16 protein-coding genes are annotated in these 23,254 nt (G+C 75.7%); 5 read left to right on the top strand and 11 right to left on the bottom strand.

What is annotated here, in order from left to right:
• The first annotated feature begins 113 nt into the window (after positions 1 to 113).
• Positions 114 to 620: a hypothetical protein gene (locus OG245_RS12175; RefSeq protein ID WP_371623539.1), complete on the top strand. Its 507-nt coding sequence runs from the start codon at positions 114 to 116 to the stop codon at positions 618 to 620.
• Positions 621 to 820: 200 nt separating this feature from the next.
• Entirely contained in the window at positions 821 to 2,305 is a 1,485-nt protein-coding gene (locus OG245_RS12170) for a S28 family serine protease (protein ID WP_371623538.1), read from the top strand.
• Positions 2,306 to 2,390: 85 nt separating this feature from the next.
• Here OG245_RS12170 and OG245_RS12165 read toward each other — a convergent pair whose 3' ends face one another.
• The 9 genes from OG245_RS12165 to OG245_RS12125 form a co-directional block, all read right to left on the bottom strand.
• Positions 2,391 to 3,086, bottom strand: a complete 696-nt coding sequence (locus tag OG245_RS12165) for a hypothetical protein (protein WP_371623537.1) — start codon at positions 3,084 to 3,086, stop codon at positions 2,391 to 2,393.
• A gap of 126 nt (positions 3,087 to 3,212) precedes the next feature.
• Positions 3,213 to 5,045 (bottom strand): glycoside hydrolase family 3 protein, encoded by a 1,833-nt coding sequence (locus OG245_RS12160; RefSeq protein ID WP_371623536.1) that lies wholly within the window; start codon positions 5,043 to 5,045, stop codon positions 3,213 to 3,215.
• 185 nt (positions 5,046 to 5,230) lie between these two features.
• Positions 5,231 to 6,019, bottom strand: coding sequence for a sugar phosphate isomerase/epimerase family protein (locus OG245_RS12155; protein ID WP_371623535.1), 789 nt, complete (start codon positions 6,017 to 6,019; stop codon positions 5,231 to 5,233).
• A 124-nt stretch (positions 6,020 to 6,143) separates the two neighbouring features.
• Entirely contained in the window at positions 6,144 to 6,779 is a 636-nt protein-coding gene (locus OG245_RS12150; protein ID WP_371623534.1) for a GAF domain-containing protein, read from the bottom strand.
• The gene (locus tag OG245_RS12145) at positions 6,763 to 7,689 is read right to left on the bottom strand and encodes a S8 family serine peptidase (RefSeq protein ID WP_371623533.1); all 927 of its coding nucleotides are present in this window, start codon (positions 7,687 to 7,689) and stop codon (positions 6,763 to 6,765) included. Before OG245_RS12145 ends, OG245_RS12150 begins: the two co-directional genes overlap by 17 nt.
• A 3-nt stretch (positions 7,690 to 7,692) precedes the next feature.
• Positions 7,693 to 11,031 (bottom strand): adenylate/guanylate cyclase domain-containing protein, encoded by a 3,339-nt coding sequence (locus OG245_RS12140; RefSeq protein WP_371623532.1) that lies wholly within the window; start codon positions 11,029 to 11,031, stop codon positions 7,693 to 7,695.
• Positions 11,032 to 11,214: 183 nt separating this feature from the next.
• On the bottom strand, positions 11,215 to 11,433 hold the full coding sequence (locus OG245_RS12135) for an aroma-sacti cluster domain-containing protein (RefSeq protein WP_371623531.1): 219 nt from the start codon (positions 11,431 to 11,433) through the stop codon (positions 11,215 to 11,217).
• Complete coding sequence (locus OG245_RS12130) at positions 11,430 to 12,185, bottom strand: iron-containing redox enzyme family protein (RefSeq protein ID WP_371623530.1); 756 nt, start codon at positions 12,183 to 12,185, stop codon at positions 11,430 to 11,432. The genes OG245_RS12135 and OG245_RS12130 overlap by 4 nt, the downstream gene beginning before the upstream one ends.
• On the bottom strand, positions 12,182 to 13,306 hold the full coding sequence (locus OG245_RS12125) for a radical SAM protein (RefSeq protein WP_371623529.1): 1,125 nt from the start codon (positions 13,304 to 13,306) through the stop codon (positions 12,182 to 12,184). The genes OG245_RS12130 and OG245_RS12125 overlap by 4 nt, the downstream gene beginning before the upstream one ends.
• Before the next feature lie 324 nt (positions 13,307 to 13,630).
• Here OG245_RS12125 and OG245_RS12120 point away from each other — a divergent pair, with 324 nt between their 5' ends.
• The 3 genes from OG245_RS12120 (at position 13,631) to lanKC (ending at position 17,971) form a co-directional block, all read left to right on the top strand.
• Entirely contained in the window at positions 13,631 to 13,786 is a 156-nt protein-coding gene (locus OG245_RS12120; RefSeq protein WP_371623528.1) for a hypothetical protein, read from the top strand.
• Positions 13,787 to 13,932: 146 nt separating this feature from the next.
• Positions 13,933 to 15,339: an MFS transporter gene (locus OG245_RS12115; protein ID WP_371623527.1), complete on the top strand. Its 1,407-nt coding sequence runs from the start codon at positions 13,933 to 13,935 to the stop codon at positions 15,337 to 15,339.
• Positions 15,340 to 15,349: 10 nt separating this feature from the next.
• Positions 15,350 to 17,971 carry a class III lanthionine synthetase LanKC gene (gene lanKC / locus OG245_RS12110; RefSeq protein ID WP_371623526.1) on the top strand — a complete coding sequence of 874 codons (2,622 nt, stop codon included), beginning with the start codon at positions 15,350 to 15,352 and terminating at the stop codon, positions 17,969 to 17,971.
• Here the strand turns inward: lanKC and OG245_RS12105 are convergent.
• On the bottom strand, positions 17,958 to 20,012 hold the full coding sequence (locus OG245_RS12105; RefSeq protein WP_371623525.1) for a BTAD domain-containing putative transcriptional regulator: 2,055 nt from the start codon (positions 20,010 to 20,012) through the stop codon (positions 17,958 to 17,960). The two genes, lanKC and OG245_RS12105, sit on opposite strands and share 14 nt — an antisense overlap.
• Before the next feature lie 283 nt (positions 20,013 to 20,295).
• Positions 20,296 to 23,217, bottom strand: a complete 2,922-nt coding sequence (locus tag OG245_RS12100; protein WP_371623524.1) for an AAA family ATPase — start codon at positions 23,215 to 23,217, stop codon at positions 20,296 to 20,298.
• Positions 23,218 to 23,254 lie beyond the last annotated feature (37 nt).

Below are 23,254 nucleotides of genomic sequence, written 5' to 3'. Positions count from 1 at the left end.
ACGGTCCAGGACTCCGGCCGCGAGCGCGAGGGGGCCGACCGGGTGCCGCCGTGCAACCTCCCGTCGGTCCGCTGCGTCGTAGCCAGAGACGCGCGGGTGCGTACAGACGTCAGGTGGGGGCGAACGTGTTCGACAAGGCTGCGGGGCCGACGGGACCGGTGCTGCCGGACGGTCCGGTGACGGCCCCCGCCGGGCCGATCGGACCGGGCGGACCCGCCGGACCGGGCGGACCGGGCGGGCGGAGGACGCGGCGCCTCCTCGTCCGCCTTCTCGTCCTGCCGCTCCTCGCCGGGCTCGTCCCGCTGCTCGCCGTCCCCGCCACCGCGCAGGCCGCCGCCGGCTGCTCCGGCCGCCCCGCGAAGACCGTCGAGTTCTCGACGGGAGAACTGCGCGTCTACAAGAGCCGTGCCCAGGCGTGCGCGGTGACCGTCGCCAAGAAGCCCGGCAAGCGGCGGACGATGAGCGTCACGCTCCAGGCGCGCGGCGGACGGGCCGTCACCGACAAGGGCTCGTACACGAAGATGGCCGGGCCGGTCACGGTCAGCGCGCTGAACCGCTGCGTCCGGGCCACCGGCGCGATCGGCAGGAAGTCCGCCGCCACCGGATGGATTCTCTGCTGATCCGGCCGGCCGGCCGACCCTCCCCACGCGCACCGGCCCTCTTCACGGCACCGATCCTTCCCACGCGCACCGGCCCTCCCGCGGCACCGATCCTCCCCACGGAGACGGATCTTCTCCACTGACACGAACAACCGGGTCTGGCGTGGCGTGTGGTGCCCCGATAAGTTCACGGCGACTGTCGTGAATCAAGGGGAGCGTGCATGCGCAAGTCACTCACAGGGGTTCTCTCGCTCGCCGTGCTCATAGGCACGGTCGGAGCCACGGGGGCCTCGGCCGGTGCGGCCACCGCCGCGGAACCGGCCGCGAAGCGGAGCAGCGGAACCGTCGCGGGCAGCGAAGCGAGCAACGAGGACATCAAGGACCGCATCCTGGCCATCCCGGGCATGAGTCTGATCCAGGAGAAGCCGTACGCGGGCTACCGCTACTTCGTCCTCAACTACACCCAGCCGGTCGACCACAAGCGCCCGTCCAAGGGCACGTTCCAGCAGCGGCTGACCCTGCTGCACAAGGACGTCAGCCGCCCGACGGTCTTCTTCACCAGCGGCTACAACGTCTCCACCAACCCCAGCCGCAGCGAGCCGACGCAGATCATCGACGGCAACCAGGTCTCGCTGGAGTACCGCTACTTCACCCCGTCCCGGCCGGCTCCCGCCGACTGGTCCAAGCTGGACATCTGGCAGGCCGCCAGCGACCAGCACCGGGTGTTCACGGCGCTGAAGAAGATCTACGACAAGAAGTGGCTGGCCACCGGCGGGTCCAAGGGCGGCATGACCGCCACGTACTTCGAGCGCTTCTACCCGAAGGACATGGACGGCGTCGTCGCCTACGTCGCGCCCAACGACGTCGTCGACAAGGAGGACTCGGCGTACGACCGGTTCTTCCGCAACGTCGGTACCAAGGAGTGCCGCGACCGGCTGGCCGGTGTGCAGCGCGAGGCGCTGATCCGCCGGGCCCCGCTCCAGAAGAAGTACAAGGAGCAGGCGGACGCCAACGGCTGGACCTTCAACACCGTCGGATCCCTCGACCGGGCCTACGAGGCCACGGTCATGGACTACACGTTCGCGTTCTGGCAGTACAGCCTGCTCGCCGACTGCGTGGACATCCCGGCCGACGCCAAGAAGGCCACCGACGAGGACATCTGGAACTCCGTCGACGCCATCGCCGGCTTCTCCGGCTACATCGACCAGGGCCTGGAGACGTACACCCCGTACTACTACCAGGCGGGCACCCAGCTCGGGTCGCCGGACATCAAGCAGCCCTGGCTCGGCAACCTGAGCCGCTACGGCTACCAGCCCCCGCGCAACTTCGTGCCGCGCTCCATTCCCATGAAGTTCGACCGGGGCGCGATGCGGGACATCGACCGCTGGGTGAAGCGCGAGGCCCGGCAGATGATGTGGGTCAACGGCGGGAACGACCCGTGGAGCGCGGAGCCGTTCCGTCTCGGACGCGGTGCGAAGGACAGCTACGTCTACACCGTCCCCGGCGGTAACCACGGTTCGAAGGTCTCCGGTCTCCCGGAGGCCCAGAAGGCGAAGGCCACCGCCGACATCCTGCGGTGGGCGGGCGTCGCCCCGGCGGCCGTCGAGGCGGACCCGGCCAAGGCCGAGCCGCTGGCGAAGTTCGACAAGAGGCTGGACAAGCGCAACGGCGAGATCGAGCGGGACGAGGCGACGCTGCGCCCGTAGCGGACCCCGCCCCGGGCCCCGCAGCGGACCCCGCACGGTCTCCGTACGGGCGTCCTCGGAGGCTCACACGGGCTGCGTCCTCCGGTCACTCTCCCGGTGACCGGCGGGCGCAGCCCACCGGCCTGTCCCCGCCCAGGGCGACGAACAGGTCCGTGGTGGCGGGGCACTGCGCCCGTCGCTGCACCGCCGACTCCACGCGGTAGCGCGGGGCGCGTCCGCCCGTGTCCGTGCAGGCCGTCTCGGTGACCTCGCCCGCGCGGGAGGCCGTGACACAGTCCCCGACCACCGTCAGCGGGCCGCCTCCCCGCCCCGGATCGCCCGGATGCGGGGGCTCCAGGTTCCGCATGCAGGCGTAGCCGGTGGTGAGCCGGGAACGGGCCCCGGTGCCCGTCTCCGACACGTGCAGGACGAAGTCCGTCCCGTCGGGGCAGGGCGGGCCCGACGACAGGGCGCCGAGGTGCCGGGCGAGCACGGTGGCCTCGGCCTTCTCGCTGCGGCAGAACACCTCCCGGATCTCCGGGCCGCGCGAACTGCAGTCACCGGGGCCGAGGAAGACCACGCCGTACGGTGACGGGCCGGGCGAGGCCGGAGCAGGGGCGGGCCCCCGGTCGTCGACGGCCGCCGGGTCCGGGCCGCCCCGGCAGGCGGTCAGCAGGAGCGCGGCGATGGGCAGGGCCACGGCCGCCAGCACCCCGACCCGGACCCCGAACCGGACGCCGACCCGGACCCGCAGGGGAACCGGCGGTCGACGCCGGGCCCGTGGGGAAGTGCGCTCGTCCATGATGAAACCCCCGATACGTCCGTACAGACGTACACCCGGCGCGGCCCGCCGGAGCGGGGCCACGCCAGGTGCGCGGGGTGCTTTGCGTCCGGGGCCGGAGGGCGGGGCCGTCCGGTCGCCGTAGGGCTAGTACGACAGCCCGTGGCCCACCGGATACAGCACCTGCGTCGGGTCGTCCGCGCGCTGCACCGGGACCGGGAGGGTGCCCTCCGGTTCGGCGTGGCCCGCGATCACCCGGGCGGCGGCGCGCAGTTCGACGTCGGTCCAGGAGTACGCGGCGAGGCTCGCGGCGACTCCGGTCCCGGTGAGGTGGGCGACGTCGTACGGGTTGCGGACGGCGACCGTGACCACCGGGACGCCGGTCGCCACGAGGGCCGTGACCAGGGTGCGCTGCGAGCTGGTCGCCGTGACGTTGTACGTCGCCACGACCACCGCGTCCCTGCCCCCGGCGGCGGCGACCGCTTCGACGATCTTCGCCCGGCTCGGAGCCGTACCGGTGGACAGCGCCGTCGCGTTGAAGCCCAGTTCGCCGAAGGCGTCGCGCAGGGTGCTGGTCGGCGGGCCCGTCGTCCCGGAGGGGGAGGCCGGATCGGCCCCCACCACCAACAGCTCGCGGTGGCTGCGGCGGGAGAGCGGCAGCAGGGCTCCCGGGTCGGCGAGCAGGGTCGTCGTGCGCTCGGCGATCCGGTCGGCGGCGGCCCGGTGGGCGCGGCTGCCGACCGTGCGCTCGACGCCCCGCCGGCTGACGAACGGGTCGCGGAACAGACCCAGTCGGCTCTTCAGCCGCAGGATCCGCAGGATCGATTCATCGACTCTCGCCTCGCTGATCTCGCCGCCCCGCACCGCCTCCAGCACGGCGTTCCAGGCGACGGAGAGACTCGGCGGGTTCAGCAGCTGGTCCACGCCCGCCAGCAGCGCGAGGACCGGCACGCGGTCGTCGCCGTACTTCGTGCGCACGCCCTCCATGCCGAGCGAGTCGGTGACCACCACCCCGTCGTAGCCCAGCTCCTCGCGGAGGATGCCGGTGAGGATCGGCCGGGAGAGCGTGGCCGGGTCCTCGGACGGGTCGAGCGCGGGCACCACGATGTGCGCGGTCATGATCGAGTCGATACGGGCCCGGATCACGGCGCGGAACGGCGGGGCGTCCAGCTCCTCCCACTGCGCGCGGGTGTGGCTGATGACGGGCAGCCCGGTGTGGCTGTCGGTGCTGGTGTCGCCGTGGCCGGGGAAGTGCTTGGCGGTCGACGCGACGCCCGCGCCCTGATAGCCCTTCACCTGCTCCGCGACCAGGGCGGCGACCGCGTCGGGGTCGGAGCCGAAGGACCGCACGCCGATGACCGGGTTGGCCGGGTTGACGTTGACGTCGGCGTCCGGCGCGTAGTTCTGGTTGATGCCGAGCGCGGCCAGTTCGGCGCCCGCGATCCAGGCCGCCCGGCGGGTGTCGGAGCGCGAGCCGCCCGCGCCCAGGGCCATCGCGCCCGGGAGCAGCGTGGCGGGTTCGCCGACCCGGCAGACGATGCCGTGCTCCTGGTCGGTGGAGACGAGCAGCGGCAGCCGGGACCGCTCGGCGAGCGCGGCACGCTGGAGGCCGTTGGAGAGGTCGGCGATCTGGTGCGGGTCGCGGGTGTTGTGCGCCCAGGTGAAGTAGATGATGCCGCCGACGTGGTACGTGGAGATCAACTCGGCGGCCGTACGGACCCCGATCTCCTTGAGGTTCGCGTCGATGTCGGCCTGGTCGGGGTCGGTGGCGGAGTGCCCGTAGACCCGCGTCACGAACAGCTGGCCGACCTTCTCCTCCAGGCTCATTCCGGCGATGATCCGTCGCAGCCGGCGGTCGCTGGAGGCGTGTCCGGAGTCCGCGGACGCGGGGGAGGGGACGGCGAGGGCGCCGGTGGCCGCCGCCGCCGTGGCGGCCGCGGTGGCGGTGAGGAGGGTGCGTCTTGAGGTGCGGTGGGGCACGTGAGCTCCTTCCCGGGGTGAAAGAAACTTTCAAGGAAGTACGCTTATAGGGAAAATAACTTCCGGTCAAGGGGCCGCGCCGTCCCGCACCGACGGCCGGGGCGCGCACGCCGCCTCGCACCGGCCCCACTCCCTCGTACCGACCCTGCCCCAGCCCTCGTGACGCCCCGCCGCTCCTGCCCCGGCTACTGCTTCGGCGCGCCGAGTCGCAGCAGGTGTTCGCGCCCCGCGCCCAGCAGGCCCGGCAGCTCGGGCGCTCCCGGGTGCCAGCGCTTCTCGTACTCCCAGCACACCCACGTGTCCGGATCGAGCCCGTCCAGGCAGTCCGCCAGCGGAAGCACCCCGGAGCCCAGCGCCACCGGAGTGAGGTCGTCCGCCGATGCCACGTCCTTCACCTGGACGTATCCCAGGTGCGGGGCGAGCACCGCATGGCTGGCGGCCGGCTCCTCACCGGCGAGCCAGGTGTGCAGCACGTCCCAGATCGCGCCGACCCGGGGGTGCCCGACGGCGGCGACGACCCGGGCGGCGTCGAGGCCCGCCCGGTGCGAGTCATGGGTCTCCAGCAGGATGCTCACACCCATGTCGGCGGCGGCCGGTGCGGCAGCGCCGAGCCGCCGGGCGGCCGTCGCGTCGGCCTCCGCCTGCTCCTGGTCGCCGCCGCCGGGGAAGACCCGGACGTAGGACGCGCCCAGGTCCCGGGCGAGCTTCACCAGGTCGGACAGCTCCGCCAGGACCGGTTCGTCGTCGCCCTCGGCCGCCGCCTTCACATACCCGGCGAGGGCCAGGATCTCCACCCCGCCGGCCTTGAACGCCTCGACCACATCGGCCCGTTCCAGCGACGAGAGCCCCAGGTGCACCGGCTCCTCGGGGTGGACGCGCAGCTCCACCCCCTGGTAGCCGTTGCCGGCGGCGAGCCGGACGACCTCGGAGACCGGCGTTCCCGGCACCCCGAGCGTGGAGAATGCGAGCTTCATCGTGCAGGTCCTTCCCTAGTGCCTTCGCCCCGCTCCTGCCCGCCGGGCCGAGGGTCACTCCCGGGCGCCGACCGTGGTCGCTCCGGGGCGCCGGGCCCGTGGCCGCTCCCGGGCGTCGGCCTCCTCAGCCGGCGCCCCGCAGCAGTCGCTCCAGGCTACCCAGCAGCTTCAGCGCGTCCTCGCGGCGCGCGCCCTCCAGCAGGCCCGCGCCGGACGCCGCGCGCTGCTCGGCCTCCCGCACCCGCTCCGGGGTGACCACCCGCAGGGCGGCGGCGGCCTGCCGGGCGAACATCGCGAGCAGGTCCAGCTCCCTGACCCCCGACCGGGCCTGCGGGGAGGGGTCCAGCACCTCCAGCACGCCGAGGATCCGGGAGTCGCTGATGAGCGGGGCCGCCATCAGCGCGTTCGGCACGTACGCGGTCGACTCGGCCAGCGAACGGTCGAAGGACGGATCGGCGCTCAGATCGTCCACCACCATCGGCTCGCCGGAGGTCGCCACCCACCCGGCGATCCCGCGGCCGGCCGGGAACCGGCGGCCCACGAGGAACTCCTCGCCCTGCCCGGACACGGCCTGGAAGACCAGCTCGTCCGCCTCCTCGTCGAGCAGGAAGACCGAACTGGCCTCGGCCCCGAAGATGGCGCGGGCCACGTCGACGACCGACTGGAGCAACTCCCTGCGCGGCGCGTCCGCCACCTCGGCGTCGGCGACCGCGGCGGCGGTGGGGGAGAGGGAGGGGGCGGAATCAGATCTCGGAGTCATCACGGACATCTCCTGCCGCAGTGGAAGGACGCGGCGTGTGGCGCACATTGGCCGCGGACAGATAGAGGGCGTTCTTGAGCTGGAAGGCCGTCATCCGCGGGTGCGCGGACAGTACGCGGGCGCAGAGCCCGGCGACGTACGGCGTGGCGAAGCTGTTCCCCGTGGTGCGGATCGTCCGGCCGCCCAGCCACGGCACGGTCACGTTCTGGCCGGGGCCGAAGAACTCCACCGGGGGGTCGGGGTTGTACAGGTGCAGTTCGGGGTCGTCCTCCTGGTGGCTGCCCACCGAGATCACCGACGCGAACCGCCAGGGGAAGCTCTCCACCGGGGTGTTGTGGGCCGAGGCGACGATCACCGTACGGGCGAAGTAGGCGTTGTCGGCGAGGCTGTGCAGCTCCTGCGCGAACCGCGTGCGGGTGGTCGACAGGCTGAGGTTGACCACGTCGAAGCCCTGCTCCACCGCCCAGCGCAGCCCGGCCATCAGGACGTCGCCGGTGCCGGAGAACCGCTCGCCGAGCACCCGCACACTGTGGATCTCGCACTCCGGGGCGGTGCGGCGGACGATGCCCGCGCACGCGGTGCCGTGCCCGCAGGTGTCCCCGGTGGTCGTCGGCTCGACCGTGATCACGCCGCTCTCCGGGTCCTTGACGACCACCCAGGAACCGGCCAGCGGCCCGATCAGCGGATGGTCCCGTTCCACGCCCGAATCCACCACGCACACCCGTACCCCGCGCCCGGTGGCGGGCCCGGCGGGGTGGCCGAGCGGCGGCCCGGGGTCCGCCAGCACCGGTACGTCCTCGGGGCCGCGCCCGCGCAGACTCCAGGTCAGCCCCTGCCCGGGGGCCTTGCGCGCCCCCGGGGCCGTCCGCGGCTCTCCCGGCCCCGTCCGTTCCGGTTCCGTGGTCGTCATCGGTCAGCTCCTCTCCCTCGTGGTGGCCATGGGCCGGGGCGGGTCCGCGAGGAACCCGGCGACCCGGCGCACCCCCGGCAGGTGCCCCTTGCCCGTGAAGTGCGCCCCGGCCGACCGGGCCGCGGCCCCGGCCTCCGGCCACCGGCCCAGGGCGGCGAGCGCCTGCGCCCGGTCCAGCTCCGCCGTCGCCTGCACCAGCGGGGAGTCCGTGAGCAGCGAGGCCCGGACCGCCCGGTCCGCGTGCTCCGCCGCCTCCTCCGGGCGGTCCCGCACCGCCAGCCGGGCCCGCAGCCCCGCCAGGTCCACCGCGTCCGCACGGCTCAGCCCCGACGTGTCCCCGACGCCCGCCAGCCGGGCCGCGGCCAGGTCCTCCCGGCCCGCGTCCAGCTCCAGCCGGGCCGCGTCCAGGGCCACCGCCGTCCGCATTCCGACCGCACCCGTGCGCCGGGCCGCCGCATCCGCCGTGCCGAGCAGCTCCAGGGCCGCCGAGCCGTTGCCGAGCAGCGCCTCCACCGTCGCCCGGAACACCGGGAGGAAGACCTCCGCCTCGGCGAACCCCAGCTTCCCGGCCAGCCGTTCCGCCTCGGCCAGGCAGCGGTACGCCTCGTCGGGCCGGCCGTGGAGCGCGTACAGCACCGCCAGTGGGCAGTTGAGGGTGACCCGGACCGTCGGCCGGCCCGCCCCGTGCGCCGCCAGCAGCGTCCGGCAGCGGACCACCGCGGCGGGCACCGGGACCGGCCCCCGCCACAGGGAGACGCCGATCGCGCCGAGCGCCCCGGCCCGTTCCGGCTCCGCGCCGGCCAGCACCGCGTGCTCCAGGGCCCGCGCCTGGTCCCGCTCCGCCTCCTCGTGCCGCCCGGACCGCTGGAACTGCTGGGCGAGCCGCAGATGGGCCCGCGCCCGGCCCGCCGAGTCCCCGGCCGCCTCGAACACCGGGAGCACGGCCCGGGCCACGGCGGCCGGGCCGGGCCCCGGGCCGCCCGGATCCAGCACCGCGAGCGCCAGGCGGGCATGCGCGGCCTCCACCGGGTCGGACCCCGAGTCCCTTACGTGGCGCAGCAGTTCGGCCCCCTCCCCGGTGCGGCCCAGCGCCACCCGGACCTCGCCGAGCCGCCGCGTCGCCGCCGGGTCCCCGGGGCACAGGTCCACCGCCCGCTCCAGCAGGCCGTGGGCCCAGTGCAGGTCGGACCGGGCGGCGGCCTGCGCCCCGGCCCGGCCCAGCGCCGCGGCGGCCCGTTCGCGCAGCCGGCGGGCCGGATCGTCCAGCAGGCCCAGCTCCGCGCGGTAGCGGTAGGCGCGCTCCAGATGGCCGCCGACCGCGCCGTCGCCGCTCCGCAGCACGCTGGGCAGCTCGGCCGCCCAGGCGTGGCGTTCCGCCTTGGCCCGCTTGGACAGCGAGGCGTAGGCGACCTCGTGCACCAGACCGCTGCTGAACCGGTACGCCGCCGCCTCCCGGCCCCCCGACGGCCCCGACTCCACCAGGCGGCGACGGCCCAGCACCGCCAACGCCTCCTCGACGTGCCGCCGTTGCTCCGGGGCCGCCCCGGCCGCGCCGGTCGCCCCGGCGAGCTGCGCGGCGTCCTGGCCCTCGCCGGCCCGCAGGGACAGCTCCAGCCGGACCAGCTCCGGCGCGGTGAACTCCCGGCCGATCACCGCGGCCAGGTCCACCACCCCGCGCTCCGCCCGGGCCAGGGCCCCGATGCGCGCGCCCAGCAGGGCCTGGAGCGTGGGCGGCAGATCCTCGTCGGCGGCCGGTTCGCCCGGGCCGGTGGTGGCGACCGCCGGGTCCGCCCGGTCGCCGACCAGGAGCTGTTCCAGGTAGAGCGGATTGCCCCCGGCCCGCGCCAGGAGCCGGTCGTCCACCGGGGCCGGCTCGCCGTCCGGACCGGCGAGACCGGAGGCGAGCCGCGCGGCCTCCCCGGGCGGCAGACCGGTGAGCTGGAGATGCGCCCCCGCACCGGCGGAGGACCGGTCCCCCTCGGCCGCCTCGCCCGGCCCGCCCCTGTCGTCCGGTCCGTCGGGCCGCCCGGCGCAGAGCACCAGCACGCCCGCGCACCCCGAGCCGTCCGTCAGCCGGCGCACCGTGCGGACCAGCAGCGGGGCCGCCGCGTGCCAGTCGTCCAGGACGAGGACGGCCGGGCGGGACCGGGCGGCCCGCTCCAGGACGGCCGTCAGGGCCGCGCACATGTCCTCGAAGGGGGCGTTCGGCGTGCCGTCGCGCAGCAGGCCGCCGGACAGCAGGGCCATCGCGTCGTCGACCGCGAGACCGCCGTCCGTGTCCCCCACGTCCACCCCGTCTCCCGCGTCCCTCTCGTCGTCCCCGGGACCCGACGCGGGCCCGGGGCCGGAAGCGGGTCCCGGACCTGACGCGGGCCCGGCCGCCAGCAGCGAGCGCACCGCGTCGGCCAGCGGGGCGAGGGTGCCGTGGTCCCCGTAACTGCGGCACCGCCCCGCGCCGTAGGTGAGCGCCCCGGACGCCGAACGCCCCGCCAGCCACTCCCGTACCAGCCGGGTCTTGCCGATGCCCGCCTCCCCGGTGACCCGCAGCAGCCCGGCCCCGCCGGCGCGGGCGGACCGCTCCAGGGCGGCGTCCAGGGCCCGCCGCTCGGCGTCGCGGCCCACGAAGGGGACGTCGAAGCGGCGCAGCAGCTCGGGGTCGTCCGCGCCCAGCGCCAGCAGCCGGTAGGCCTCCACGCTGTCCCGCTTGCCCTTCAGCCGCAGCGGCCCGGTGGGCTCGGCGCTCACCGTCGGGCCGGCGGCGAGCAGGGTCCCCGGGCCGATCAGGATCTCGCCGCGGCCCGCGTTCTGCTCCAGCCGGGCGGCGATGTTGACGGTCTCCCCGGAGACCAGGGCCTGCCGGGCGGTGTTGTCCGAACCCGCGACCACCTGCCCGGTGTTGACACCGATCCGGGTGGCCAGCTCGATGCCCAGGGTGGCGTTCAGCTCCTCGTTCAGCCGGGCCAGCGCCCGGCGCATCCCGAGCGCCGCGGCCAGCGCCCGGCGGGCGTCGTCGTCACGGACCACCGGTACGCCGAACACCGCCATCACCGCGTCCCCGATGAACTTCTCCGGAGTGCCGCCCCGCGCCACGATCTCCGCGCTCATCGCCTCGAAGTACCGCAGGGTCACCGCGCGCAGCGTCTCCGGGTCGAGCACTCCGGAGAGCGCGGTGGATCCGACCAGATCGCAGAACAGCACGGTCACCGGCTTGCGTTCGTCCCCGGGCGGCGCGGCGGGGACCGGGCCGGACCCGGGGGCCGTGCCGGTCGCGCACGGCGTCCCGCAGGACGAACAGAACCGGGCCGTGGGCGGCAGATCCTGCTGGCACGAGGAGCAGTTCATGGCGGGTCCTTCTCTCCCGGGGGCCGTGCGGTCGGGGGCCGTGCGTTCAGGGGCCGCGCGTTCAGGGGCCGTGCGGCCAGGGGGCGGGCGGATCACCGGGCGGTCGCGCCCCGGCGGGGACGGGCCCGGCGGCGGTGAACCCCGGCGCCGGGCCCGTCACGGTGATCGGTCACCGGCCGCCGGTCAGAACAGGGCGCCGCCGGCTATCTCGCCGTGCGCCTGGACCTCCGGCCCCACGGCGTCCAGCCGTCCCTTGACGTCCAGCAGCACCGCCAGCTCCTGCGGGGTCAGCCCGATCAGCACCTCGCGCTGCTCCTCGGTGAGCAGGTCGACGGGGAAGCCCGCCTCGTACAACGCGGCGGGCAGAGCGGGCCGTTCGTCTCTCTCGGGTGGTCCGGTCATGGTGTGACTCCCATCAGTGGGACGGGTCCGGCTCCCCGCAGCGACGGCGCCGGTGCGGAGCGCCCGAGCCGGACGAAAAGCCGGGTGAGCGCGTCGAGGGAGTGCAGCGCGCTGACCGCCACGGCCGCTTCCGGCTCCCGGCCGAGCGGCAGCCGGTCCAGCAGCGCGTACAGCTCGTCCAGGTGCTCCGTGTCGATCACCGAGTGCTCCCGCACGGTCCGCAGCGCGGCGGCGGGCAGCCCGGTCAGCCGGGCGATGCGGCCGGTGAGACCGGGCGCGGGCGCGTAGCCCTCCAGCACGGCGATGTAACCGAGCAGGGCGACCGGGTGGTGGTGCTCGATCCAGTAGTACTGGGCCCCGACGAGCGAGGCGACCAGCGGTGGGGGCAGCGGGCCGAGCGCGTCCCCGGGGTCGCCGCCCGCCGCCCGGAGGTCCTCCAGCAGCCAGGCGTCATGGCCCTCCTCCTCCCGGATGTGCTCCTCCAGGTACGCGGCGAGCGGCGCCGCCAGCGGATCGCCGGAGGCGGCCAGGCCGCGGGCGCGGTCGAGGGCCAGCTCCATCAGCGGGACGGAGGCGCGGATGACGGCGTGCATGGTGCAGAGATACGTCCGGTAGCGCGGCAGCAGCCCTTCGGAACGCCACATGTGGTGCGTGGCGTCCCGGAACTCCGTTTCCAGCAGGAGGAGTTTGACCCGCAGTCGCGCGGAGGCCCCCGCCCGGCCGAGCCGCGTGCCGTCGGTCGCGGTGCTCATCGGAGGTCCTGCCCGTCGGTCTCCGGCAGCCCCGGCCCGCCCGTGACGACCAGGGGCGCGTACGCGGCGCAGCCGTGGCGGCGCACGACGCCCTGCGCGCCCTCCCGGGAGCCGCGCACCGCGGCCGTCAGGTCCAGCAGCTCCCCGGCCGCCCCGCCCGCCACGGCGAGGGCCCCGGCCGCCGCCGCCTCGTCGTCGCCCAGCGCCCGGCAGCCGTCGCAGTAGGAGCCCGCCCCGGCGCCGGAGCCGTAGCGGGCGGCCAGATGCGTGGGCCCGACCGTGCGGAGCATGCGCAGCATCGGGGACTCCAGTGCCCGGCCGCGTACGGTCGCCCAGTCGTCGACGCCGATGTGCCCGAGGTCCAGGTGGGCCGGGACGGGCCGCTTGTCGACGGTGTCCTGGTTGCAGCAGGCCAGCACCCGGCCGTCGAAGGCGACCACCGGCCAGGCGGCCATCGAGCACGGCGAAGCCGCCGCCGGGTCGGGGCCGGTGCGGGCGGCTCTGGCCCAGGAGGCGGCCCGGCCGAACGGCCGCACCTCGTTGACCAGACAGGGGACCCGGCCGGCGAACTCCTGGTCCACCGCCCGGGTGATGTCGGCGAGATACGGGTCGGACGCCCCGGTCCCGGTGAGGTGGAAGCTCACGGCCACGCCCTCGTCCCGGATCCGGTGCAGGGCGCGGAACACGTCGGCGCGCGGGACCTCGCGCTCGTGGTGGACGTCGAGGGAGGCCGAGAAGTGGTCGACGGAGCGGATCGCGCGCAGGATCGCGGGGGGAACCGCGGCGCCTCTGAGGCCCCTCCGGCTCCCCGACCGGGCGAAGAACATCCCGCTGAGCAGCGCGGTACGGGACCCGGCGCGGCGCGCCAGCGTGCTGAGCCGTTCGGCGAGCGCGGGCAGCAGCAGCGGTTCCCCGCCGGTGAGCATGACGACGTCGGGACGGTTCTCCGCGCTGAACGAGCCGACGAAGCGCTCCAGTTGGCCGCCGTCCGGCTCCTCCCGGGTGAACAGGTCCGACCCGGTCGAGCAGTGCGCGCAGCGCAGGGGGCAGCGCCGGGTGAGGCCGAGGAGCAGACCGGCGGCCGGGAAGGGCCGCCGTGCGACGAGTTCGGCGAGTTCCATGCGGGCCGCCTCCTTCGGGGCCGGGGCGCGTAGGGCGCGTCCCCAAGGCTCCGCCGCAGCGGTTCGCGGACGGTCCGCCGATGCTTCGGCGGCGGTATGGGCCCAGGTCGGGGCGGGTCCCCGGGCGGCCGCCGAGGGTCGCGGACCGGCCGCCGTACGCCGTCAACTGGCCCGATACCGGGGCCATACCGCCGCCGAAGCGATCGCCAGGCCCGGCTTCCTAACGTTCTCGGCAACGGCAGGCAACGGCCGGCCGCACCGGACACCGAGGGGCGATCCCCGACGGAATCCGGGCCCCGCTGTGACGAGTGGATGGAGACCACCATGTCCGAGAACACCAAGCCCGCCGCCGACGACTCCGAGGAGACCCCCGAGGTCGAGGCGCACTCCGTCCTGGACCTCCAGGAGACGGCCAACAACCACGACATCATCCAGCCCCCCGGCAACTGCGTCAGCACCGTCAGCCTCGTCCTGGGCTGACCGAACGGACCGTGCGGTCGTAGCCGCGTCCGACGGGGCCCGAGCCCCGCAGTCGCGGCGCCGGCCGAAGCCGGGGCGGCCTCCGCGCACCACGGAGGCCGCCCCGTCCCGCGCAGCCGAACGACCACCACCGACGGGAGCCCACGATGGCCGAGCCGCTCCGTTCCAACCGGGATTTCCGGCTGCTCTGGTTGAGCGGCCTCTTCGCCGTTCTGGGCAGCCAGATGAGCGCCATCGCGCTGCCCCTGCTGATCCTCAAGGAGACCGGCTCCGCCGTGCAGGCCGGCGCCGTGGGAACGGTGGCCGTCTGCGCCGTGCTGATCACGATGCTGCCGGGCGGTGTCATGGCCGACCGGGTCGAACGCCGCCGTCTGATGCGGCTGTGCGACGCGGGCGGCCTGGCGGCCGTCACCGCCCTGGCCGTCGCCGTGTGGAACGGGCACGCCCCGATGGCCCTCGTCCTGCTGGTCGCGACCTCCGGCGCCGTGCTGAACAGCGTCTACGCCCCCGCCGCCTTCGGCCTGATGCGCGCGGTCGTGCCGCCGGACCAGATGAGCACGGCGACCGCCCGGCTCCAGGCGCGCACCTCCACGGCCCGGCTGGTCGGCCCGCTCGTCGGCGGCGCGCTGTTCGGCGTGCACGAGGCCCTGCCCTTCACCGCCCAGTTCCTCGGGCTGTTCCTCTCCACCGTCTGTGTGGCGCTCGTGCGGACCCGCTCGGAGGCCAGGACCCGGGCGGGTTCGGTGTTCAGCCGCCGGGAACTCACCGCGGGTCTCTCCTTCCTGTGGCAACTGCCCTATCTGCGCACGGTGCTGCTCGTCTTCGGGCTGGGCATGAACTTCTCCTTCGGAGCCCTCACCTTCACCGCGCTCGCCGTCTTCTCCGACGGCGGGCGCTCCGGCCTCGGCGGCGGCTTCGTCATCACCTGCGTCTCGGCGGGAGCCCTCGTCGGGGCCCTGGTCGCGCCCCGGTTCGCGGCGGAGCGCCATGTCCGGACGCTCATCGTCATCACCTGCTGGAGCTGCGTGGGAACGGCCGCCGTGCTGGCCTGGCTCAGCAGCCCGCTGGTGGCCGGGCTGCTCTGCGCGCTCTGCATGTGCCTCTCGACCGTCGCCAGCATCGGCTTCCTCTCGACCCTGCTGGTCGTCACTCCCGAGGAGCGGATCGGGCGGGTGCAGAGCGCCGCGGGCTTCCTCTCCTCTATCGTCCAGCCGTTCGGACCGCTCGTCGGCGGCTTCCTGCTGACGACGCTGGGCAGCAGCACCGCCTTCGGCGTCATCGGCTGCGTGCTGGCCGTCTCGGCGGCCGTCGTGACGCTCGCCCCCTCCGTCCGCGCCGGGGCCGGCGCGTCCCGGGAGAAGCCGGACGCGGCGGCCGGAGGGCGGGAGAGAGCCGGGACACCGCAGCCGGCGGAGGAGAAGCCGACGCCGGCGACGCCCGAAGAGCCGGACCACCCGGAACCGGCAGGAACCGTCTCCCCCCGCCCGGCGACCGCCCCGGAGCGGGCCGCGGCCGGGCCGGCCCCCGACGCCGCGGGCTCCGGCGCACCCTGAGGAGGAACCCGTGCCCGGTCTCCACCAGACCCAGCTCTACTGCCTCGCCGACCGCACGTACTACGAGACCCCCGCCCGGCTGGAGGACGCGGGCACCCGCTACCCGCTGGACTCCGAACCACCGGCCGACGGCTGGCGGCGGGTGGCCGGCGGCCTGTGGACCTCCCTGCTCCCCGAGGACCGCGAACCGGCCGGGCAGGGCTGGAAGATCCACGTCTCCACCGTCCCGGAGGAGGCCGAGAAGACCCTGCTCGACACCGCCCGGATCTGCCGGGCCCACGGAGTGCCGTTCAAGTTCCTCCGCAGCGAGCGGGCGCTCCTGCTGATGTCCGGCAAGTACATGTCCCGTGCGGGCGCCGGGAAGTTCATCACCCTCTACCCGCCGGACGAGACCGTGTTCCTGCGGGTGCTGGACGAGCTGACCCGCGCCCTCGCCGGCCGCCGCGGCCCCTACATCCTCAGCGACCTGCGGATCGGCGACGCCCCGGTGTACGTCCGGTACGGGGCGTTCGTCTCCCGCTGGTGCCTCGACGAGGACGGCGAACGGGTGCTGGCCCTGCGCCACCCCTCGGGCGAGCTGGTGCCCGACGAGCGCGGAGTGGTGTTCCGGGTGCCGCCGTGGGTCACCGTGCCCGACGCACTGCGCCCGCACCTGGCGGCCCGCGCCGCCGCCGGGGACGCCGCCTTCCCCTACGACGTCTCCGAGTCCCTCCAGTTCTCCAACGCGGGCGGCATCTACCTGGCCCGGCACCGGGAGACCGGCCGTCAGGTGGTGCTCCGCGAGGCCCGGCCGCACAGCGGGCTGGACGAGGCGGGCGACGACGCGGTGACCCGGCTGCACCGCGAGCACCGGGCCCTGACCGCGCTCGCCGGGCTGGACTGCGTTCCCGAGGTGTACGGCGTACGGACCGTGTGGGAGCACCACTTCCTGATCGAGGAGCACATCGGGGGGACCACCCTCCTGGAGGAGATCGTCGGCCGCTTCGCGCTGCTCCACAGCACCGGCACGGCCGCCGAACTCGCCCCGTACACCGCCTGGGTGGACTCCGTGACCGAGCGGCTGACCGAGGCGCTGGCCGCCGTCCACGCGCGCGGTCTGCGCTTCGGCGACCTCCACCCCTCCAACATCATCATCCGCCCCGACGGCCGCGTGGCCCTGATCGACTTCGAGTACGCCACGGCCCTCGACGACCGGGACACCCCGGTCGCGGGCGCCCCGGGACTCCAGGCGCCCGCCGGGACCACCGGCGCGGACGCCGACGCCTACGCGCTCTGGGCGACCTGGCTCTACATGCTGATGCCCATCATGGAGATGGCCGGCCACGACCGGGCGAAGGCCCTGACCCTGGAACGGTGGGCCCGCCGGAGGTACGGCCTCGACGCCGCGGCGGGACCGCCCCGGCCGGCGGCGCTGCGGGCCGCGGAGAGCACCGACGCCCGCGAGAGGGAGACCGCCGCGCTGCTCGACGGACCCGAGCCGGACTGGGCCGGGCTGCGGGAGAGGCTGCTGCGGGGCATCCACGCGGGGGCGACGCCCGAGCGCACCGACCGCCTCTTCCCCGGGGACCCCGAGGTCTTCTCGACCGGCGGGAGCGATGTCGCGCACGGCGCGGCCGGGGTGCTCCACGCCCTGCACCGCACCGGCGCCCCGGTGCCGCGCGCCTGGACCGACTGGCTCGCCGACACGGCCCGGCGACGGGACCCGGCGGCGCCGGGCGGCCTCTACGGCGGGCTGCCGGGCACGGCGGTGGTGCTGTCCGCGCTGGGCCGCCGCGAGGAGGGCCGGGAACTCTTCGAACGGTCCGCCGCCGCACCCCAGCCCGCCTCGGCCGACCTCATGAACGGCCGCGCGGGCATCGCGCTCGCCGCGCTGCGCCTGGCCCGGCCGGACCTCGCGGGGGGCGGGCCGGCCGGTGCCGAGGCCGACCACGACCTCGTCGACGCCGCCGCCCGCACCGCCCACGACCTGGACCGGCTGGTGCGGGGCGAGTCCGTGCCGGGGCTGCGCGCGCCCGCGTCGGCGGGGCTGCTGCGCGGGCTGAGCGGAGCGGCCCTGCTCCACCTCGAACTGCACGCCCTGACCGGCGACGAGCGGTTCCTGGCGGCCGCGGGCCGGGCCCTGGAGGCGGAGGCGGCCCACTGCGTGACCATGCCGGACGGCACCGTCCAGGTGAAGGACGGCCGGCGGCACTTCCTCTACCTGGACCAGGGGAGCGGTGGTCTCGCCCTGGTGGCCCGGGCCTATCTGGCCCGCCGCGACTCTCCCGGACTCGCCGCCCTGCTGCCCGGGGTCGCCAAGGGCTGCGCCTTCGAGTTCGTCCGCGAGCCGGGCCTGTTCACCGGCCGGGCGGGGCTCATGGCCGTGGCGGGCGCCCTGTCGCCGGACGGCCGTACGGACGCCGGGGTCCTGGCCTCCGTACGCAACCTGTCCTGGCACCTGGTCGCCGACGAGGACCGGCTGCTCGTCCCGGGGGCGGGTCTGATGCGCTGCTCCGCCGACCTGGCCACCGGAGCGGCGGGGCTGCTGATGTCCCTGCACTTCCTGGCCGGCGCGGAAGCCGGCGGACCCTCGTGCGGGGCCCCCGCCGGCGACCGGCCGGACGATCTGCTGGAACTGCTCACCCTGGGATGAGCGCGGAAGCCGGTACGCCCGCCCGGCCGGGGGCCTCCCGCACGGCCTCCGCGCCCGCCCGGCCGGGGGCCTCCCGCACGGCCTCCGCGCCCGCCCGGTCGGGAGCCTCCCGCACGGCCGGAACTCCGGGGCGGGCGGCGGCCTCCACGCCCAGCAGGTCGGCGGCCTCCCGCTCGGCCCGACCACCGGGCCGGTCGGCGGCCTCCCGCTCGCGGGCGTACAGGCCGAGCAGGCGCGGCACCTCGTAGAGCGCGGCGTGCGCGGTGACCTCCCCGGCGGGCGAGGTCACCGCACCCGCGTCGATCAGCGACTCCACGGCCCGGATCGCCGCCCGTTCCCCGCAGCCCAGCGCCTCCGTGGCCCGGTCCAGGGTGAAGCCCCCGTCCTCGGCGAGCCCCGCCAGCCGCCCCAGCACCGACCGGTCGCCGTCCGCCAGGTCCTGCCAGCCGGACGCGATCCGATGCCGTACGGACACGTCCCCGGCGACCAGTTCGTCCAGCGCGGCCGACGGGTCGTCGAGCCGGGCCGCGTACTCCGCCAGCGGCAGATGCCGCAGCACCGCCAGCCGCATCCCGCTCACCTCCACGGCCAACGGCAGCCCCCCGCAGGCCCGGACGATCCGCAACGCCGCCGCCCGGTCCGCCCGCAGCCGCCCCGCCCCGATCAGCTTCCCCAGCAGCTCCAGCGCCTCACCGTCCGCCAGCGCGGGCAACGCGATCCGGTGCACCGGGGCGAGACCCGCCAACTGCCCCCGGGCGGTGATCAGTACGGAACACTTCCCCGAACGGGACAGCAGCCCCCGTACGGACGCCTCGTCCGGCACGTCGTCCAGGACGACCAGCGCCCGCCGCCGGGCCTGCCACTCCTGCCAGGCGTCCGCGAGGGCGGCTGTCGCCACGCGGACGTCCGCCGGCCCGCCCTCCGCCCCCGCGGAAGCGGCGCCGGCCACTCCGCACAGCCGTCCCAGCTCCGCCAGGACCTCCGCCCGGCTCCGGGCCGTACCGTCCTCCCGGCGCACCCGGACCCGGACGCGGCCGTCGGGGAAGCGGTCGGCGAGCAGATGGGCCGCCCGGACCGCGAGAGCCGACTTGCCCGCCCCGGCCGGGCCCGAGACGACCACCACGCGCTCCTCGCCGCCGCCCAGCACGCCGAGCAGGTCCCGCAGTTCGTCGCGACGACCGGTGAAGGCCCCCGTACAGGCGGGCAGCGCCCCCGCGCTCCCCGCCTCCCGGGCGGCGCCGGGCCGCCGGGCCTCGCGGCCCCGGCCGAGCATCGAGCGGTACTGCGCCGCCATCGCCGGACTCGGCTCCAGGCCCAGCTCCCGCGCCATCAGCTGCCGGTAGTCGTCGTACACCGCCAGCGCCTCGGCCTGCCGGCCCGACTGGTGCAGGCAGTTCATCCAGGCGGCCCGCAGCCGCTCCCGCAGCGGATGGCGCTCCACCAGATCCCGCAGCCCGTCCACCGCGACGGCGGCCCGGCCCAGCTCGATCTCGGTCTCCGCCCAGTCCTCGAACACCGTCAGGCAGCGGGCCTCCAGCCGGTCGGCCTCCTCGGTGACCTCGGCGGAGTCCCGCAGATCGTTCAGCGGCGGCCCCTCCCACAGGTCCAGCGCCTCGCGCAGCAGCCGGGCCGCACCGGGAAGATCACCCCGCCCGGCCGCCGCCCGGCCCGCGCGGGCCAGCGCCCCGAAGCGCAGGGTGTCCAGCTCGCCCTCGGCGATGCGCAGGAGGTAGCCCCCGCAGCCGTGCACCACCCGCTCCCGGCCCTCCTCCCCGGCGGGCCCCAGGAGGGCGCGGGCGGCACTGACGTAGACCTGGAGGTTCTTGCGGGCGGTGCGGGGCGGATCGTCCGGCCACACCGCGTCGGTCAGCACGCCCACCGGTACGGGGGTGTTGGGGCGGGCCAGCAGGGTGGCGAGGACCAGGCGCTGCTTGCGCGGGCCGAGCGGCAGCTCACGGCCGTCCAGGCTTGCCGTGAGCGGGCCGAGCAGGGAGACGTACACCGCACCTGCGGAGCCGGTACGGACGGGAGGTCGGGTCATCAGCGGGCCTCCGGGAGGGGGACGGGCGGCGGACTGGGCCGTACGTACGCCCCGATCCTGCCGCCGCCCCGGCCCCCGCACATCGGGGCCCCGCACGCATTTTCCGCCCGGCCACCCGACCGAAACCGCCCGGTGCCCCCATGTTGCCCGCCCCGGCCCCCATGACCCCCGGAACGGACCCTGCCCCGGGAGGTTCGGCGCCCCTGCCGCAGACCGGTACGACCCGCCGCCTCAGGCCGGTTCGGGCGGGCTCCGCCCCAGGCCGGCCCGGGTGGGCCCCGCCTCAGGCCGGTTCGACCGCGCACTCGGCGGCGAACTCGCACAGCGCGGCCCGGTCCGCGCGCCCGGTCTTGCTCAGCAGACTGGCCATGTGCTTCTCCACCGTGCGGGGCGAGATGGACAGCCGCCGGGCGATCTGCTGGTTCCCGGGCCGCTCGGGAAGCAGCACGAACACCTCGTACTCGCGCGGGGTCACCCCGCTGGACCGCAGCGGCGACGGGATCCGGTCCCAGCCGCCCCGGTGCTGGCCCACGCTCGCCCCGGCCTGCCGCAGCGCCGCCCGGCACGCGGAGGCGACCGGCTGCACCCCGGCCCCGTAGAAGAACTCCTCGGCGGACCGCAGCCACGCCACCGGCTCGCCCCACCCGTCCGCGCGGGCCGCGTCCGCGACCAGCCGCAGGCCCAGGTGGCGGACGACCGGGAAGGGCGCGGACCGCACATCGAACGAGACCATCAGCCGGCCGGCCCCGGCCGGGTCCCCCTCCCGGCCCAGCAGCACCGCCTCCGCCAGCTCCAGGAACTGCCGGTTCCAGGCGAGAGCGCCCCCCGGAGCACCCCGCGCCTCCGCCAGCTCCGCCCGGCCCGCCTCGCCCGACAGCACCCGCAGCAGCGGCCGCAGCCCGTACCGCCCGCTCAGGTAGTAGTAGCTCGGGTGGTCCGCCTCCCAGGCCAGCGCCTCGTCCAGACCCGCCGCCGCCCGCTCCCGGTCCTCCTCCAGGAGCGCCCCGAACGCCCGGCACAGCCCCGACCGGAGCGGCACCAGCAGCGACTGCTCGCCCCCGGCCCGCCGGAACGCGGCCAGTGCCCGGTCCATGTCCCGCCGCCGCCCCCGGTGCGCGGCCATCGTCGCCCCGGTCAGCAGCAGATAGCGGTGGGCGGACCGGTCACCGACCCGGGCGCTGGCCTCCGCCGAGCGGTCGATGATCTCCTGCGCCTCCTCCCACCGGGCGCACATCACCGCGTTCATCGCGAGCAGCCCGTCGACCGTGCGGGTCAGCCGCAGCGCCCCCAGTTCGGTGGCCGCCGCCCGCGCGGAGAGCAGCCGGGCCGCGTCCCCGGTCCGCATGAAGGCGTTCGCCCCGAGCCGCACCAGCGCCTCCACCCGCCAGACCGGCAGGGCGTGTTCGGTGGAGATCGACAGCATCCGCTCCAGTGCGGCGTCCGCGGCGTCGAAGCCCTCCTCGCGCCGCAGCAGCGCCAGTAACTGCCAGGCCTGACAGGCCACCACGGGCAGCCCCTCGGCCTCGGCGGTCTCCGCGGCCTCCCGCACGGCCCGCTCGGAATCCGCCGGATCCCGGGGTCTCTGCCCGTGCCCGGGAAGCAGCGCCAGATACCCGTCGACCACCACGAGCGCGGCCCGGCGGCCCGGCGGCGGGGACGGGCCCAGCAGGATCCGGGCCGCCTCGACCTGGAGCGCCGCGTCGGCGGTGCGCTCCGCCATGACCGCCGCCCAGGCCAGCTCGATGTGGATCAGGCCGCGCCGGGCGGCGGCCTCGGAACGCGCCGGAACCGGCGGCAGCGCGCCCGCCAGCGCCAGTGCGCCGTCCAGATCGCCGCCCTCGGCACGGGCGACCGCCAACGACTCGGCGACGGCGGCCCGGTCGGTCTCGGCGGCCAGCGGGTGCGCCCGCTCCAGCAGCACCACGGCGGAACCGTGCGCCCCCGAAGCGAGCATCCGTCTTCCCGCCTCCGCGAACTGGCGGGCCGCCCCCGTCCGGTTGCCCGCCGCCAGTTGCAGCGAGGCCACGAGCTGTCGGCCGTCCTCGTCCAGCGGCTGCCCGGAGCGCTCGATGGCCGCGGCGGCGCGCCGGGCGAGCGACGCGCGTTCGGCCGGCGCCAGCGAGGAGATGAGGGCCTCGGCGGTCAGCGAGTGCCGGAAGGTGTAGCGGTCGGGGGCCGCGCCGTCCGGGGCGATGACACCGGCCTCCACCGCCGAGCGCAGATGCGTGAACAGGGCCCGGTCCTCGAACCCGGTGACGGTCTGGAGCACCGTCACCGAGAACTGGCTGCCCAGGGTCGCCGACGCCAGGAGGAGGTCCCGCACCGGCTCGTCCAGCCGCTCCAGCCGGCGGGCCCAGCTGCGGACGATGTCCGAGGGCACCGCGCCGCCCGGCTGCTCCGCCGACTCCCACCCCTCGTCCGTCCGCCGGAGCCGCCCGGTGTCCAGCAGATCCGCCAGCAGCACCTCCAGCAAGTACGGGTTGCCGGCCGCGCGTTCGGCCAGCCGCCGGTGCACCGGCTCGGGTATCTCCTCCGGACGTGCCTCCAGACACGCGCCCGTCAGCGCCCGCACCCGGTCGTCGCGGAGCGGGCCCAGCTCCCGCACCGCCGCGGTGTGCCGGCGCTCGGCGGAGCGTACGAGGTCCAGGGCGGCGCCCGGCTCCGGACGCAGGGTGCCCAGGAACAGGATGGGCAGATCGGCCAGGTTGTCGATGACGTACTCGACGACCGCGACGGTCTCCGTGTCGCAGTCGTGCAGATCCTCCAGCAGGATCGCGCAGCCCGCCTCCCGGCCCAGCACGGACAGCAGCCGCAGCAGCGCCTCGGCCAGCTCCACGACCGTCTCCGGATAGCCGGGGGACCCGTCCCTGCGCCACTCCGGGACCAGCCGGGCCAGCGCCGGATGGTAGGGCGCGAGCTCCGGATCGGTCGGCGTGCCCGCGGCCCGGAACCGGGAGGCCAGCGCCTCCGCGAGCGGACGGAAGGGGACGACGAGCCCGGTCGAGGTGGCCCGGCCGCGCAGCACCGGCATGCCGAGCCCGTACGCCCGGTAGGCGCACTCGCCCACCAGCCGGGACTTGCCGATACCGGCTTCCCCGAGGAGGAACAGCGCGCGCCCCGAACGCCGTCGCACGGCGTCCAGGGCGCTGCTCAGCAGTCCGATCTCCTCGTCCCGCCCGACGATGACCGGCGAAGTGGCTCGCATGGCCGCAGGTTACTGGAGGCCCAACCCCTACGGCAGC

Origin of the sequence: Streptomyces sp. NBC_01116, from assembly GCF_041435495.1 — a bacterium.
Taxonomy (GTDB): Bacteria; Actinomycetota; Actinomycetes; order Streptomycetales; family Streptomycetaceae; genus Streptomyces.
This window is presented reverse-complemented; position numbering and strand designations above follow the sequence as displayed.